Below are 16,185 nucleotides of genomic sequence, written 5' to 3' on the forward strand. Positions count from 1 at the left end.
AACGTAATTCTACGGTATTGCAGTGCAACATAAAGAGGGGTATAGTTGGAACTGTCTCCTCCAATCCGTTCGCTGAACATTGGAATTCAACCCGCGCCACTGGCAGCGGGTTTTTTTTTGCCTGTGCATTTGCAATATTTACCGTCGGCCAACGTCTACACCTCAGCAACACCCCCTCAGCAATAATTTAAACGACTGATTCAACAAGGGAAAGCATGAGAGTTTTATTACGCGCGACGGCCTTGGCCGTCGCGGCGACGTTGAGCGCCTGCGCGGTGCAAGGACCGGCAACGCAGGTAGATGCGCTAACGCCGCAGCAGTGGCAAGCGCCGTTGCCGCACAACGGCAGCCAGGCCGATCTCGCCAGCTGGTGGGGCGGGCAGGCCGATGGCTTGCTGGTGCAGCTGATCGAATCAGCGCAGGCGGTCAGTCCGACCGTGGCGTCGGCGGCCTCGCGCATTGCGCAGTCGCGCGCCGAGCGGGTCGCCGCAGGCGCGGCGCTGCTGCCGAATGTGGATGCGGCAGCCAGCGTGAACCGCTCCAACCAGCAATCGGCGCTGCCGATGGGGACTACCTCGCAGGCGGCCTTGAATGCGTCGTGGGAGGTGGATCTGTTTGGCGCCAACCGGGCGGCGCGCGATGCGGCGCAGGCGCGGCTGGAGAGCGCACACGCGGGCTGGCATGATGCGCGCGTGTCGGTGGCGGCCGAGGTGGCGAACCAGTATTACGGTCTGCGCGCCTGTGAGCAGTTGCTGACGGTGGCGCAGCAGGATGCGCGGTCGCGCACCGATACCGAGCGGCTGACGGAGCTGAGCGCCAAGGCGGGCTTCCAGTCGCCCGCCAGCCTGTCGCTGGCCCGCGCCAGCGCCGCCGATGGCAACAACCGCTACCTCTCCCAGCGCGCCGCATGCGACATAGACGTCAAAGTGCTGTCCGCCCTGACCGCCATCGACGAACCGGCATTGCGCCAGAAACTCGCGGCCGGCCTGCCGGTTGCCGGCACTGCGCCGGAGATGGAGATTGCGGAACTGCCGGCGCGCACGCTGAGCCAGCGGCCGGACGTGTTCACTGCCGAACGCGAAGTGGCGGCCGCCAGTGCCGATGTCGGCAACGCCCAGGCGCAGCGCTATCCGCGCCTGACCTTATCCGGCTCGGTCGGCGTGGCCAACTTCCGCGCCGGCGGCGACAGCACCCAGACCGACACCTGGACCATCGGCCCGGTCGCGCTGTCGCTGCCGGTGTTCGACGCCGGCCGCCGCCGCGCCAACGTCGACTCGGCCAACGCACGCTACGACGCCGCCGTCAGCAGCTACCGCGCTACCGTGCGCCAGGCCGTCAGCGAAGTCGAACAGGCGCTGGTCAATCTGGACAGCACCGCCGCCCGCGCCGGCCATGCCCAGAGCGCGTTGGAAGGCTACCGCGCCAACTACGCCGCCGTTGATGAGCGCTACAAGAACGGCATGGCCAGCCTGTTCGAACTGGAAGACGCGCGCCGCACGCGCCTCACCGCCGAGCAAACCGTCATCAACCTGCAACGCGACCGCAGCGCCGCCTGGGTCGCCCTGTACCGCGCCGCCGGCGGTGGCTTCACCCCGCCCGCCGCCAACTAACTTTATCAGCCCACCATGAACGCCAAACTGAAACCACTCGCCTACGTCCTGGCAGCCGCTTTTGCAGTCGCCGCCGCCGGCGTCGCCAGCTATTCCCAAGCCGCCGACGACAAGAAAGCCGAAGCCCCCAAGGCCGCGCTGACCGTCACCATCACCCAGCCCAGCGCCGCCAGCCTGCCGATCAAACTGGCCGCCAACGGCAACGTCGCCGCCTGGCAGGAAGCCAGCGTCTCCAGCGAATCGAACGGCCTGCGCCTGACCGACGTGCGCGTCAACGTCGGCGACATCGTCAAGGCCGGCGAAGTGCTGGCCGTATTCTCCGCCGACACCGTCAACGCCGACCTCGCGCAAGCCCAGGCCGCCGTCCACGAAGCCGAAGCCAACGCCGCCGATGCCGCCGCCAATGCGGCCCGCGCCCGCACGCTGCAAAACTCCGGCGCCTTAAGCACGCAGCAGATCAGCCAATACAACACCGCCGAACAAACCGCCAACGCCCGCATCGCCTCCGCCAAGGCGGCACTGGCCAGCCAGCAGCTACGCCTCAAATACACCAAAGTCGTCGCCCCCGACAGCGGCGTCATCTCGGCCCGCAGCGCCACCGTCGGCGCAGTCTCCGGCGCCGGCACGGAACTGTTCCGCATGATCCGCCAGGGCCGCCTCGAATGGCGCGCCGAAGTCGTCGCCGCCGACCTGCGCTACCTCAAGCCCGGCGTCAGCGCCATCGTCAAAGCCGCCAACGGCAGCGAAGTCACCGGCAAGGTGCGCATGATCGCCCCGACCGTCGACCCGCAAACCCGCTCCGCGCTGGTGTACGTCGACCTGCCGCAAAGCGCCGGCAGCAAGGACGCGCCGTTCAAGGCCGGCATGTTCGCCAGTGGCCAGTTCCAGCTCGGTGCTTCCGACGCCATGACCGTGCCGCAGCAGGCCATCGTGGTGCGCGACGGCTTCAGCTTCGTGTTCCGCCTCAACGCCGACAAGCATGTCAGCCAGATCAAGGTGCAACCGGGCCGCCGTCTCGGCGACCGCATCGAAGTGCTGGGCGGCCTCAAAGCCGACACCCAGATCGTGGTGCGCGGCGCCGGCTTCCTCAACGACGGTGACCTGGTCAACGTCGTCGCCAGCTAAGGAACAGCATGAATTTCTCCGCCCTCTCCATCAAGAATCCGATCCCGGCGATCATGCTGTTTGCGCTGCTGTCGCTGGCCGGCTTCCTGGCCTACAAGGCCAATCCGGTGCAGGACTTCCCGGACATCGAACTGCCGATCGTCACCGTCACCGCCACGCTGGACGGCAGCGCGCCGGCGCAGCTGGAAACCGAAGTCTCGCGCAAAATCGAAGACTCGGTGGCTACCCTGCAAGGTATCAAGAACATCTCCACCACCGTGCTCGATGGCGTCTCCACCACCACCGTCGAATTCATCCTGGAGAAAAATATCTCCGACGCGGTGAACGACGTGCGCGACGCCGTCGCCCGCGTCAAGGCCGACATGCCGGCCGAGCTGCGCGACCCGAGCGTCACCAAGGCCTCCACCGCCGGCCGCGTGGTGCTGACCTTCACCGCCGCCGATGCACCGACCCACGGCGACAAAATGGACAACCAGGAAATCAGCTGGTTCGTCGATAACAACGTCGCCAAGCGCCTGCTGGCGGTGCCTGGCGTCGGCGCGGTCAAACGCGTCGGCGGCGTCTATCGCGAAATCCGCGTGGAGCTGGACGACGCCCGCATGGCCGCACTGCGCGTCTCCGCGCTGGACGTCTCGCGCCAGCTGCATCAGGTGCAGAAAGAAGCGCCGGGCGGACGCGGTGACGTCAGCGGCGCCGAACAATCAGTGCGCACCATTGCCACCGTGCAGACGGCGGCCGAACTGGCGGCCATGGACTTGCCATTGCCGGACGGCCGCCGCGTGCGGCTCGACCAGGTGGCAACCGTCACCGACACCGTCTCCGAACCGCGCGCCATCGCACTGCAAGACGGCGCACCGGTGGTCGGCTTTGAAATCTTCCGCACCAAGGGCGCCAGCGAAGTGGCCGTCGCCAAAGGGGCGCGCGCCGCCATCGAAGAGCTGCAAAAGAACAATCCAAAAGTCGAACTGAAACAGGTCATCGACAACGCCCATCCGGTCGAAGAAAACTTCGACGGCTCGATGGAACTGCTGTACGAAGGCTCGCTGCTGGCGGTGCTGGTGGTGTGGTGGTTCCTGCGCGACTGGCGCGCCACGCTGGTGGCCGCCGCCGCGTTGCCGCTGTCGGTGATGCCGGCCTTCCTCGGCATCTACCTGTTCGGCTACACGCTCAACACCGTCACGCTGCTGTCGCTGGCCCTGGTGGTCGGCGTGCTGGTGGACGACGCCATCGTCGAAATCGAAAACATCGAGCGCCATCTGCGCATGGGCAAAACACCGATGGAAGCAGCGATGGAAGCGGCCGACGAAATCGGCATGGCGGTCATCGCCACCACCTTCGCACTGGTGGCCGTGTTCCTGCCGACTGCCTTCATGAGCGGCATTCCAGGCCTGTTCTTCAAACAGTTCGGCTGGACCGCCGTGATCGCGGTGCTGGCGTCGCTGGTGGTGGCGCGTCTGCTGACGCCAATGATGGCGGCCTACATCCTCAAGCCTACAGCGCACAAGGAAGAAAAAGACGGCTGGCTGATGTCGCGCTACATCCGCGTCATGCGCTGGTGCCTGACGCACCGCCTGGTGACCGCCAGCGCCGCCGCCGTGTTCTTCGTCACCTCGATCATGCTGGTCGGCCTGCTGCCGACGGGCTTCGTGCCGGCGGCCGACCGTTCGCAAACGCAGATCAACCTGGAACTGCCGCCCGGCTCCACGCTGGCCGAAACCAGTGTAGTCGCCGAACGCGCGCGCCAGGCGGCGATGCAGGTCAAGGGCATCAAGTCGGTGTTCAGCTCCATCGGCGGCGGCTCCAGCGGCGACGCCTTTGCCCCCGGCGCCGCAGCGGAAGCGCGCAGCGCCGTGTTGACGCTGACCACAGTGCACCGCACCGACCGCAAGGAATCGATGGCCGATCTGGAAGCCGAAATCCGCCACAAGCTGGACGCCATTCCCGGCGCCCGCTTCAAGGTCGGCCCGCCGGACAACGGCGTCAAGATGCAACTGGTGCTGCGCAGCGAAGATCCCGTGGCCCTGAAAGCCGCCGCACAGAAAGCCGAGCGCGAACTGCGCACGCTGAAAGGCGTCGGCAATGTGCGCTCGACCGCTTCGCTGGTGCGGCCGGAAATCATCGTCAAACCAGACTTCGCCAAGGCGGCCGACATGGGCGTCACCGCCGAATCCATCGGCCAGACGGTGCGCGTGGCCACCGCCGGCGACTACGACACCGACCTGACCAAAATGAACCTACCGGAGCGCCAGGTGCCGATCCGCGTCAAGCTGCCGGACGCGGTGCGCGCCGACCTTGAGGCCATCGGCCGCCTGACGGTGCCGGGCAAGAACGGCCCGGTACTGCTGGCCACCGTGGCCGACATCAGCATGGAAAGCGGCCCGGCGCAGATCAATCGCCTCAACCGCAGCCGCAACGTCACGCTGGAAGTAGAACTGGGCAAGCGCGCGCTGGGTGAAGTCAACAGCGAAGCCCGCGCACTACCGTCGCTGAAAAACCTGCCGCCGTCAGTGAAGATCGCGGAGCTGGGCGACACTCAGGAGATGGCGTCGCTGTTCGCCAGCTTCGGCCTGGCCATGCTGATCGGCGTGTTGTGCATCTACTGCGTGCTGGTGTTGCTGTTCAAGGACTTCATGCAGCCGGCGACGATTCTGGCGGCGCTACCGTTGTCGATCGGCGGCGCCTTCGTGGCGCTGCTGGTGACGCATAGCGCGCTGTCGATGCCGTCGATGATCGGCTTGATCATGCTGATGGGGATCGTGACAAAAAATTCAATCTTATTGGTTGATTATGCTATTCTGGCCCGCCAGGAAGGCATGGGGCGTTTTGAAGCGCTGGTCGATGCCTGCCACAAACGTAGCCGTCCGATCCTGATGACCACCATTGCAATGGGCGCGGGCATGATGCCGCTGGCCCTGGGCTGGGGCGCCGACCCGAGCTTCCGCTCTCCGATGGCGATCACCGTGATTGGCGGCCTGATTACTTCAACGCTTTTGAGTTTGCTGGTGGTGCCTGCCGTGTTCACCTATGTCGACGACTTTGAACACTGGCTGCAGCGCATGCTGCGCAAGGTGCGCCGCCAGCCGGCCGTTCATGAAGGAGACGTACATGCAATACGAGATAAAAGAACTGCCTGAAGTCCGTGTCGCCTACTTGCGCTACAAGGGGCCGTTCGGCCCCGCCGTTGGCGAGTTCTGGAAGGAAGTGTTCACGCCGTGGCAGCAAGCCATGGGCCTGACCGGCAAGGTGACCTACGGCGTGGCGCAGGATGATCCCTCCACCACTCCGCCCGCCGAGTGCCGCTACGACGCCTGTGTGGCGGTATCGGCCGACTATCCGATCCAGCTGCCGGCCAAGGAATCGCACCTGCCGGCGGGGCACTACGCGGTGGCGGCTTTCAAGGGCACCGGCGCCGACGTGCCGACGGCATGGGGCGAGTTCTTCGGCCAGCTGTCAGCCGAAGGCAAGATCGACGAAGGCGTGTGCTTCGAGCGCTATCCGGCCGATTACGACATGGACCCGGACACCGGCATGTTCACCGCGGAACTCTGCATTCCGGTGAAGTAACCCCAGTCCGAAGGGGTCAGACCCCGCATGGGGTCTGACCCCGCATGGGGTCTGACCCCGGCATGCCGCCGTGCGGGGTGGCAGGCGCCATCACCTTGCGCCTGAATCAGGGCCGCCGATTCGCGGTTGCCATCCCCCGCCTAACACGCGGTACAGGTCCACTGAAGCGACCAGTATCCGCGTCTTCAACTGCAAACGTCCGACGTCCGCGCTGTACAGCGTGCGTTGGGCGTCCAGTTCTTCCAGATACGAGGCATAGCCGTTGCGATAGCGGTTGTGCGCAATGCGCAGCGTTTCCGCTGCCGTGGCGCGACGCGCGTCGTTCTGAATCGCCTGTTCACGCAGCCGCACGATCGCGCCCAGGCCGTTCTCGGTTTCGGAAAACGCCGTCCGCACCGCGCTCTCATACGCATAGATGCTCTGGTCGCGCTGCGCCGCCACCGAGTCGGTCTGCGACTGCACGCGGCCGCCGTCGAACACTGGCGCGGCGACGGCGGCGGTCAGATGCCACAACGCGGTCGGCGCGTTGAGCAAATCGTGCCACTTCAGATTTTGCACGCCGCCCACTGCGGTCAGCCGAAACGACGGCAGCAGCTGGTCGCGCGTGGCTTGCAGGTTGGCGTTGAGCGCCACCAGGTTGTATTCCGCGCGCGCGATGTCGGGACGGCGGCGCAGCAGTTCCGACGGCAGCCCTTCCGGCACCGGTGGCGATTGCAGGTCCGCCAGCGCCGTGCCGCGCGCCACCGGGCCGGGATTGCCCCCGGTGAGGATGGACAGCGCGTTTTCCTGTTCAAAGATTTGCCGTTTCAGCTGCGGGACGGTTTCGGCGGTGGTCTGGTATTCGGCCTGCGCTTGCAGCCACTCCAGCCGCGAGCTGTAGCCGACGTCGAACTGGCGCTTGGCCAGCTTGGCGGATTCTTCGCGCAGTTTGAGCGTGGCTTCGGTCAGCTCCAGCTGCGCATCCAGGCCGCGCAGGTTGAGATAGCCGGAGGCCACAGTGGCGGCGATCGACAGCGCCACCGCATCGGCGTTGGCTTGCTCGGCCTGATAGGTGGCGGTGGCGGCGTCGGTCAGCGCGGCCAGCCGGCCCCACGCGTCGATTTCGTAGCTGGCCTGGAATTCGGCCTGGTAGACGTTGGTTACGTACGGCACGCCGTTGTACGCCAGCTGGCGCGTGCGGGTGGGCGTGGTGTCGACCGAGACGGTGGGCTTCTGTCCGGCTTCGGCGACGCCGACCAGCGCGCGGTACTGCGCCACGCGGGCGCGGGCGACGCGCAGGTCGCCGTTGTTTTGCAAGGCCGTGTCGACCAGCGCCGTCAATGCGGGATCGCCAAAGCTCTGCCACCACTGCTGCGCCACCGGCCCACTGCCCTGCTGCTGCACCGCCGTGCGCCATGCAGTTGGCACCTGCAAGGTCGACGCCGGCGGCGGCGCGACAGTCGCCGCGCAACCAGCCAGCACCAACGCCACGGCCACCGCCACGCCCGTGGCGCGCGGGCGCCTCCACGATGCGCGCCACGTCATGGCTTGGCTCCCGCCGGCGCTGCGGCTGGCGCAGGCTGGCTATGCGCCGTCTCGCGCACCTTGACCGAGGTGTCGATACTGACCACCACCGACATGCCGGGCGACAGCCGGCGCGCGTTGGCCTGGCCCTGGTCGATGCGAATGCGCACCGGAATCCGCTGCGCGATCTTGACGAAGTTGCCGGTGGCGTTATCCGCCGGCAGAACGCTGAATTCCGAGCCGGTGGCCGGCGAAATCCGCTCCACCACGCCAGTCAGCTGCGCGCCATCCAGCGCATCAACTTTAAACGTCGCCGGCTGGCCGACCTGCACGCCATTCATCTGCGTTTCTTTCAGGTTGGCGATCACCCACTGCTGCTTCGGCACCAATCCCATCAACTGCGCGCCGACGTTGACGTATGCGCCTTTGCGCACCGTGACCTGCCCCAGCTGCCCATCCTCCGGCGCCGTGATGCGCGTATTATCCAGATCCACCTTGGCCGCCTTCAGCGCCGCTTCCGCATTCGCCACCGCCGCTTCCAGCGACAGCTTGTTGACCGTCACCGACAGCACCTGCTGCTTGGCGATATCCAGACTGGCACGCGCCTGCGCCACCGCCGCCGACGTCTGGGCATTGGCCGCGCGCGACGAGTCCTGTTCGCGCAACGACAGCGAACCATCTTCCGCCAGCGAATTGACCCGCTTCAGATCGGCCACCGACTTGGCCGCCTGCGCCTGCGCGTTGGCCAGCGTAGCGTCATTCAGCAGCACGCTGGCTTCGGCCGAGCGATGCGCCTGCACCCAGTTTTCCAGCGCAGCCTTTTGCGCCGCCAGCTGCGCCTGCGCCTGGTCGTAGCGCTGCTGGTAGATGCGATCGTCGATCTGCGCCAGCAACTCGCCTTGCTTAACGTACTGGAAATCCTGCACCTTGACGTCCACCACATAGCCCGGCAGCTGCGTGCCGATCAGCGTCACCTGGCCGCGCACCAGCGCGTTCTCGGTGGAGACAATCGCGCTGGTGAACGGCGGCAGCCGCCACGCATACAGCACCACCAGCACGCCGACCAGCGCCACCAGCGCAAACAAGGTAGCGGACAGCACTTGCGCGCGCCGGTCCGGCGCCGGCGCGGCGGGACTGGAAGCCGCCACGGCCGCAGCGGCCGCTGCAGCAGCCATCGCCGCCATGCGGCTGTCGGAAGTGGACGGGGTTTCGGGAGGTGGAGTATTGGCCATAGGTTTCAGCGAGATCCGGAATTGTTAAGAGAAGCAGTCGCCATGCCAGTCTGGGCGTTCTGCACCGATTTCGGTTGATGGGACACGCAGGCGGTCCACAGGTAATGCGTCAGCAATCCCGCCATCGTAAACAGCGCCAGCACGGTGACGGCGAGGAACACGTCGTTGTAAGCGAGGATGTTGGCTTCGCGCGTGGCCGCCGCACTGAGCGAAGCCAGCCCCTGCGCGCCGCCGGCCTGGATGCGCGCCGCCACCTGCGGGTCGAGCAGCGTCAGGTGCTCGACCAGGATGCTGGAATGGTATTTTTCGCGCCATACCTGGAAGGTGCCGGTCAGCGCCGTGCCCAGCAGGCTGCCCAGCGTCTGCGTGATCGAGAACATCACCGAGAAGCTGACCAGGTTGTTCGGCGCGGCGATCACCGCGCCAAAGCCGGAAATAAAGGTGGGGCCGACAAACAGCGCGCCGCCAAAGCCCAGCAGGAACTGCGACAGGTACAGGTCTTGCGGCCGCGTCAGGTTGGTGGCGTCGGAATCCATGTACGCCCCCAGCGCCATCACCGCTAGCGAGAACAGCAACTGGCCGGGAATCCGCGTCGGCGAGATGTACAACGCGCTAATCACCAGCCCGGCCACCGCGCCGGCCATAACGATCCACCACAGCGTCAGCATCTGGTCATTGTTCAGGCCCAGCACTTGCAAAAAGCCGACCGTGCCGCTGGCTTCCGATTGCACCACGCGGATCAGCAGCACCGACGTGGCCAGGCGGGCGATGTTGGGATTGATCAGCCAGCGGGTGTTGAGCAATGGCCGCGCGCGGTTGTGTTCAATCGCCAGCGCGGCGCAGATCAGCACGATCGAGCCGGCCAGCGCATAACCGACCCATGGCGTATCCAGCCACCAGACGGTGCGGCCCAGCGCCAGCACCGCCGACAGCAGCGCCACGCCGGGCGCGAACAGGCCGAAGGTCAGGAAGTCCATCTTCTCGAACACCTTGATGCGGTCGCCCGGCGGCAGCTTCAGCGCCAGCACGCAGGCCAGCGATACCAGCGCCAGACCAAGCTCGAAGAAATACAGGCCGCGCCATTCGCCGAAGTCCAGCAGATTGGACGAGAACAGCCGCGCCATCGGAACCGCCAGCTGCGAAAAGCCGATACCCAGCACCGCCCCTTTGAGCCGGTGCTTGGCCGGGAAGGCTTGCAGCGTGTAGTACAGGCCGAGCGTGGTCAGCGCCGCGCCGCTCATGCCGTGCGCGGCCCGCACGGCGATGGCCGAGCCGAGTCCGTGCACAAACAAGTGGGCCACGGTCACCAGCGCATACAGCACCAGGAATAATTCAGTGAACAGGCGCAGTCCGTACTGCTGGCGGAATTTCACCAGCAGCAGGTTCATCGACACGTTGGTCATCACATAGGCGGCCGGCAGCCACTGGATTTCGGTGGTGAACACGCCCAGCGAGCCTTGCAGGTATGGCAGGTTGACCGACACCAGCGCATTACCGAGACCGCCAGTGATGGCGACGATGAAGCCCACCAACAGGAAGGCGATACGCTTCGGCATGGAGTGCTCGGGATTGGACGGCGATCCCGGCAGGGTGGGCCGTTCGTGCGGCAGCCAGACTTGGGGGGCGTATACGTCCATGCGTCAGGTGTCCTGATTCTTTCTTTTGGTAGAGGCAACAAAAAGCATTAATGACGAGCATATCACTATGCCCGTCATTGTTGAATACTTCGTTGGTATAGGAGAAATTACAGCGGGATTGCGTCGGTTTCGCGCTGGAAGTCGCGGTGACCGCCCAGCGCCTGCTGGAACTCGGTCAACGCGCTATCCAGCGCCCCGGCCGATACCTGCCACAGCGCCGGATCGGGAGAGCCGTCAGCCAGCGTCGCCGGGATACCGGCCGCCGCCAGCAGTTGCTGGCCGTCACCCAGCGCCAGCAGCGGCTTGCAGTGGCGATACTGCTGACGCACGAAGTCGCGGGCGTCGGCATCGGCGGCTAGCAGTGACGCGCTGGTGGCGCCATCGGCGACCACTACCGCGTCGTAAAGCACCGCCGGCCCGGCTTCCAGCGAGATCTCGATATCGATGCGGCTGCCGTCGGCCGCCGTCAATTGCCCCAGTTGCGGCGCTACCACACGCGGCACTGCGCCGGCCGCCAGCAGCGCGGCGTAGACGGTTTTCAGGCTATCGGATTCCACACCGTGGCCGGCCAGGATCGCCACCTTGCGCGTCTTGGCGCCGGTAGCGCCCGGACGGGCCAGCAGCGACAGCGCCGCCGACGGTTCGTAGTGTGGCGGCGGCGCATCGGTGGCCGGCGGCATCGCTGGCGGCACCTCCATGCCCAGCCCCTGCGCCACGCCATCGACCAGGATCGGATCGACATTGGCCAGCATCGACAGCAGCCGTACCCGCACCGCCGGCGTCTGCACCCGGCTCAGCTCGAAGCGGAAGGCGTTGACGATGTGGGCCTGCTCGGCCGGGCTCTGGCTGATCCAGAACAGCCGCGCCTGGGCGAAGTGCTCGGCGAACAGTTCCGGCTTGCCGCGCACCTTGTCTTCCGGCGGCTGAGGCTGCTGGCGGAAGGTGGTGGTGAAGCCGGCCATGCCAGCCTGGAACGGACAGCCGCCACCCAGCGAGTTCGGCTCATACGCCACGCGGCCGCGATGCACGGTCTGGCGGTGCATGCCGTCGCGCTGGTTATTGTGCACCGGCGCCAGCGGCGCGTTGACCGGGATCTCGTGGAAGTTGGCGCCGCCCAGGCGGCTGATCTGGGTGTCCAGGTAGGAGTGGATGCGGCCTTGCAGCAGCGGATCGTTGCTGAAGTCGATGCCGGGCACGATGTGGGCGGTACAGAACGCCACCTGCTCGGTCTCGGCAAAGAAATTGTCTGGATTGCGGTTCAACGTCATCTTGCCGACTGCCTGCACCGGCACCAGTTCTTCCGGCACCAACTTGGTTGGGTCCAGCACGTCGAACGGGAACGATTCGGCCTGTTCTTCGGTAAAGATTTGCAGGCCCAACTCCCACTCGGGGAAGGCGCCAGCTTCAATCGCTTCCCACAGGTCGCGGCGGTGGAAATCAGGATCGGCGCCGACGATCTTGGCGGCCTCGTCCCACACCAGCGAGTGGGTGCCCGGCACCGGGTTCCAGTGGAATTTGCAGAACACTGCCTCGCCCTGCGCATTGACCAGGCGGAAGGTGTGCACGCCGAAGCCCTGCATGGTGCGGTAGCTGCGCGGGATGGCGCGGTCGGACATCTGCCACATCAGCATATGGGTCGATTCCGGCATCAGCGAGACGAAGTCCCAGAAGGTGTCGTGCGCGCTGGAAGCTTGCGGCATGGCGTGGTGCGGCTCGACTTTAACAGCGTGCACCAGGTCGGGAAACTTCATCGCGTCCTGGATGAAGAATACGGGGATGTTGTTGCCGACCAGATCCCAGTTGCCTTCGTCGGTATAGAACTTGACGGCGAAGCCGCGCACGTCGCGCACGGTGTCGGCCGAACCGCGTTCGCCGGCCACGGTGGAGAAACGCACGAACACGGGCGTGCGCTTGCCGGCGGCGGCAAACGGCGCGGCGCGGGTGATGGCGCTCAGGTCTTGGTACGACTCGAAGTAACCGTGGGCGGCCGAACCGCGCGCATGCACCACGCGCTCGGGAATGCGTTCATGGTCGAAGTGAGTCAGCTTTTCGCGCAGGATGAAGTCTTCCATGGCGGTCGGGCCGCGCAGGCCGACTTTCAGCGAATTCTGGTTGTCCGCAACAGGCACGCCCTGGTTGGTGGTCAGGCGCTGCTCGCTGGCGTCGGCGCGCACGCGGTCCAAGTGGCCGGCCGGGCACACGCCCAATGGCGGCACGCCGCTGCCGGTTTTGTCCGAGGCGCTGGTTTCGCCGGCGGTGCTGGCGGTGGCCACCGGATGCGCCACCGGGCAGGTCTGGCCGGCTTGCGGCGTACGCGCGGCTTCGCCATGTTCGCCGGCCTTGCTGGCGTTGAACGGCATGGCGGCAGCGCTCTGCTGGCCGCCGCCGACTTTGTCGAGCAGTGCGTCTTCCTGCGTGCTGGCGCCGCCCAGACTGGCCGGCAAATTGGCCGACGAAGGGCCGGAAACGGTGCTTAATACGGCGCCGGCCCCCATCACGGAGGCCGGCGATTTTTGCTTGGTGGTCATGGATATCCTTTGAACGAGACGGCGGACGGCGCCCTGCGTGGGCACTACCGGTCGTCCCGGCAGTGACACCAGCCGGGCCAACGATGGACTTACTTGCTGCCGCGCGAACCCAGCAGCTTGGAGATGCCGTAGCCGGCGGCCGCAGCCACCAGTACCGAGATCACTGGATTGGCGCGCACGTGGTTGCGGCTCGATTCGGTGAAGTTTTTGTACGATTCGACCACTTGCTTGCTGCGTGCGGCCAGCGTGTCGGAGGTGCTTTCCACGGTGTCGGCAACTTTGTCGACGCCGGTGTGGGCCTGGGTGGCCAGACGGTCGGTGGTTGGCGGTACTTTGTCAGCCACTTTATCGATGGCAGCGTGGGCGTCGGCGCGCAGGTCTTTGCCGATTTGGGTAACGCCGTCGCGGGTGCTGTTGATTTTGGTATCGATGCTGTTATCCATAATGCGATCCTCTCGTGGGTTGTTCGGGGTTGGAAGGCTTACGATAGGCCCGACCAGCGCGCTTGACCGTGCGCGAACTAACAGTGTGCAAAATGGCCGGCTATGTGAAATGACACACTGACGCGGCCGCTATGGCGGCGCATGCTACAGGTGAGCCATACCTACTTTTGGAGAGCGGCAATGTTTCCCATCACATCCCTGACGCCATCGGCGACGACGGAATTGCAAGCGGTCAACCGCGCTTCTGAAACGGCGGCGGTGAATAATGCCACCATCAATGCGGTAGGCAGCGCGCTGGATGCGCCACCGGCGGCGTCGGTGACGGTGGATTTGTCGCCGGTGGCGGGATTTCTGTTGTCGGTGACCAATGCTCAGCAGCAGTTGTCTCAGGTGCAGGGCAACACCCTGCTCGACACTGCACAACGCGCCGATACGGTCAATACGGCGGTGCAGAATGTGGTGGATGCGTTCAACCTGCTGCCGACCGTGGATTTCGATCAGGGGCAGCCGTTGCAAGGCTCGCTGCTGAACAATCTGGTCAACAGCTTGAATCAGCAGGTGAATAATGGCACGACGACGCAAGCGCAGAATCTGGCGCAGCTGGGCGTGACCTTGCAGCCGCCGTTGCTGTCGGCATTGACCGGTGGGCTGTCGCTGGAGCCGGAGCAGTTGCGCGCCGCATTCAATGCGAACAACCAGCAGACCACGTCGACGCTGGACAATACGCTCAACAATTTCCGCACACTGGCCACCAACTTTGCCGAGCAACTGAGCGCGGCCGGCAGTGCGCAAATTCCTGGCCTCGGCAGCAATCCGTTCCAGAGCCTGACCGCGCAGCAGCGCGTGGGCCTGACGCCGGAAGAGCTGGCGGCCAATACGCGGCTGGACCTGGCGCGGCAGGAGATCGATAATCTGTCGCAGAATCCGCTGCCGGAAACGGCCGCCGACCGCTTGTCGGCACAGCGCGCGCAACTGGAACAGACGAACGCGGCGCAGCAGCCGGAGACGCCGTCGCCGATCGTGCAGCAACAGCAGGCGCAGGCAGCGCAACAGGCACAGGCCAACGTCCAGCAAGCCAATCTGCAACAAGCCTTGCTCGACCAGGTCACGGCAGACCAGCAAGCCAATCTGACGCCGGCACAACAGGCCCAGGCCGCCCAGCAATTGCAGGCCAACAATCTGACCACGCAGCAAGCCCAGCAAACACAAGCGGCGCTGAATCAGCAAAATCAGCTCGACCAGGCACGCGCCGCTCAACAGGCGCAGTTGCAGCAGGCGGCAACGCAGGTGCAGAACGCCCAGCAGGCGCAGGCAGCCCAGGTGTCGGCCTTGCAGCAGACCTTACAATTGAACCAGGCCGCACAGCAAGCGCAGCAAGAGGCACGCGCCGCACAAGAGGCGCAAGCAGCGCGCCAAGGCCAGCAAGCCCAGAATGTGCAGCAGGCGCAAGGCGCGCTGCAAGGACAACAAGCGCAGACGTTGCAACGGGCGCAAGCGACGCTGCAGGAGCAACAGGCGCAGAACGCGCAGCAAGCCCAGGCAACGCTACAAGGGCAGCAGGCGCAGCAAACGCTGGCGGCGCAACGGGCCCAAACCGGCCTGCAAGCGCAAAATGCCCAGCAGGCCCAGAACGCAGCGAATGCGACCACCGCTGCACAGCAAACCCAGCAAGCCCAGCAGACCGCGCCAACGGCCGCCGAGGAGGCCCAGCAAACCGCACTGACCGCAGCCCAGCAAGCGCAGGCCACCGCGCAGGCCCAGACGGCGCGTCAGCAAGCCACCACCACCGTCAGCACCGCCACTGGCGCCGCACAGCAAGCGCAACAACAAGCCGTGGCGGCCCAGAACGCCGTACAGAACATCCCCGTCCTGCCAGCCAACGCCACCGCCGCGCAGCAAGCGCAGACCGCGCAAGCCGCTGCCGCCCAGGTGGCCATTGCCAACTCGGCAGCGCAGTCGGCCGCCGTGCAAGCCCAGGCCGCGCAGAATGCCGCTGACGCCATGGCAGCCCAGAACGCAGCCGCCGTCGCCGCCGCCGCGCAATCACGTCTGGCGCAAAACAACGCCAGCACCGCCGACGCCGCGACCACCGCAGCCAATGTCGCCGCCCAGCAGGCCGCCGCAGTGCAGGAGACCGCAGCCAGCCTGGCCGCCGCCAACGCCGCCGCTGCCAGCGCCAACCAACAAGCCGCTGCCGCCGCCAATGCGGCGCAACAAGCAGCCGCAGCACAAGCCGCCGCCGAGCAGACCAATGCCGCGCAAGTGGCCGCCGCACAGAACGCCGCCAACACGCCGGCCGACCTGCGCTCAAATCCAGCGCTGGCCGCCGCCATCGCCGCCTACAACGTCAACGACATTGCCGGCACCACTGCCAATGCCGCCCGTGCCGCCACTGCCGCGATTCCGCGTGTGGGCGCGGTCAACGCCACCACCGCTACCCGCAGCATCGGCAACGCACCATAGCCGCCCTGACAACCTGCCGGCCCTGCATTCCCGCGCCGGCAACGCGCCTCTCCGGCATTCCCGCCGGGGCGGCGCACCGC

Annotated in this window: 10 protein-coding genes; 5 read left to right on the forward strand and 5 right to left on the reverse strand. The window is 66.0% G+C overall.

All coding sequences use genetic code 11. The features are described 5' to 3' along the window. Positions 1 to 215 precede the first annotated feature (215 nt). The 4 genes from GTP69_RS07845 to GTP69_RS07860 are packed head-to-tail and all read left to right on the forward strand — an operon-like array spanning position 216 to position 6,299. The gene (locus GTP69_RS07845) at positions 216 to 1,610 is read left to right on the forward strand and encodes an efflux transporter outer membrane subunit (RefSeq protein ID WP_161054345.1); all 1,395 of its coding nucleotides are present in this window, start codon (positions 216 to 218) and stop codon (positions 1,608 to 1,610) included. Positions 1,611 to 1,625: 15 nt separating this feature from the next. Then, positions 1,626 to 2,735: an efflux RND transporter periplasmic adaptor subunit gene (locus tag GTP69_RS07850; RefSeq protein WP_161054346.1), complete on the forward strand. Its 1,110-nt coding sequence runs from the start codon at positions 1,626 to 1,628 to the stop codon at positions 2,733 to 2,735. Between the two features lie 8 nt (positions 2,736 to 2,743). Continuing rightward, positions 2,744 to 5,869: an efflux RND transporter permease subunit gene (locus GTP69_RS07855; RefSeq protein WP_161054347.1), complete on the forward strand. Its 3,126-nt coding sequence runs from the start codon at positions 2,744 to 2,746 to the stop codon at positions 5,867 to 5,869. Beyond that, positions 5,841 to 6,299 (forward strand): AraC family transcriptional regulator, encoded by a 459-nt coding sequence (locus tag GTP69_RS07860; protein WP_161054348.1) that lies wholly within the window; start codon positions 5,841 to 5,843, stop codon positions 6,297 to 6,299. Before GTP69_RS07855 ends, GTP69_RS07860 begins: the two co-directional genes overlap by 29 nt. A 90-nt stretch (positions 6,300 to 6,389) precedes the next feature. Here the strand turns inward: GTP69_RS07860 and GTP69_RS07865 are convergent, their stop codons facing one another. From GTP69_RS07865 to GTP69_RS07885, 5 genes are all read right to left on the reverse strand, one after another. After that, positions 6,390 to 7,823, reverse strand: a complete 1,434-nt coding sequence (locus GTP69_RS07865; protein WP_161054349.1) for an efflux transporter outer membrane subunit — start codon at positions 7,821 to 7,823, stop codon at positions 6,390 to 6,392. After that, positions 7,820 to 9,034 carry an HlyD family secretion protein gene (locus GTP69_RS07870; protein WP_161054350.1) on the reverse strand — a complete coding sequence of 405 codons (1,215 nt, stop codon included), beginning with the start codon at positions 9,032 to 9,034 and terminating at the stop codon, positions 7,820 to 7,822. The genes GTP69_RS07865 and GTP69_RS07870 overlap by 4 nt, the downstream gene beginning before the upstream one ends. A gap of 5 nt (positions 9,035 to 9,039) precedes the next feature. Next, positions 9,040 to 10,671, reverse strand: coding sequence for an MFS transporter (locus tag GTP69_RS07875; RefSeq protein WP_161054351.1), 1,632 nt, complete (start codon positions 10,669 to 10,671; stop codon positions 9,040 to 9,042). Between the two features lie 107 nt (positions 10,672 to 10,778). Further along, positions 10,779 to 13,199 carry a catalase gene (locus tag GTP69_RS07880; protein ID WP_161054352.1) on the reverse strand — a complete coding sequence of 807 codons (2,421 nt, stop codon included), beginning with the start codon at positions 13,197 to 13,199 and terminating at the stop codon, positions 10,779 to 10,781. Positions 13,200 to 13,288: 89 nt separating this feature from the next. After that, positions 13,289 to 13,642, reverse strand: coding sequence for an ElaB/YgaM/YqjD family protein (locus GTP69_RS07885; protein ID WP_161054353.1), 354 nt, complete (start codon positions 13,640 to 13,642; stop codon positions 13,289 to 13,291). A 180-nt stretch (positions 13,643 to 13,822) separates the two neighbouring features. Between GTP69_RS07885 and GTP69_RS07890 the strand changes: the two genes are divergently transcribed. Continuing rightward, positions 13,823 to 16,105 (forward strand): hypothetical protein, encoded by a 2,283-nt coding sequence (locus tag GTP69_RS07890; protein ID WP_161054354.1) that lies wholly within the window; start codon positions 13,823 to 13,825, stop codon positions 16,103 to 16,105. The last annotated feature ends 80 nt before the right edge of the window (positions 16,106 to 16,185 follow it).

The sequence above is a fragment of the Duganella levis genome, assembly GCF_009857605.1.
In the GTDB taxonomy this organism is placed as follows: Bacteria; Pseudomonadota; Gammaproteobacteria; order Burkholderiales; family Burkholderiaceae_D; genus Rugamonas; species Rugamonas levis.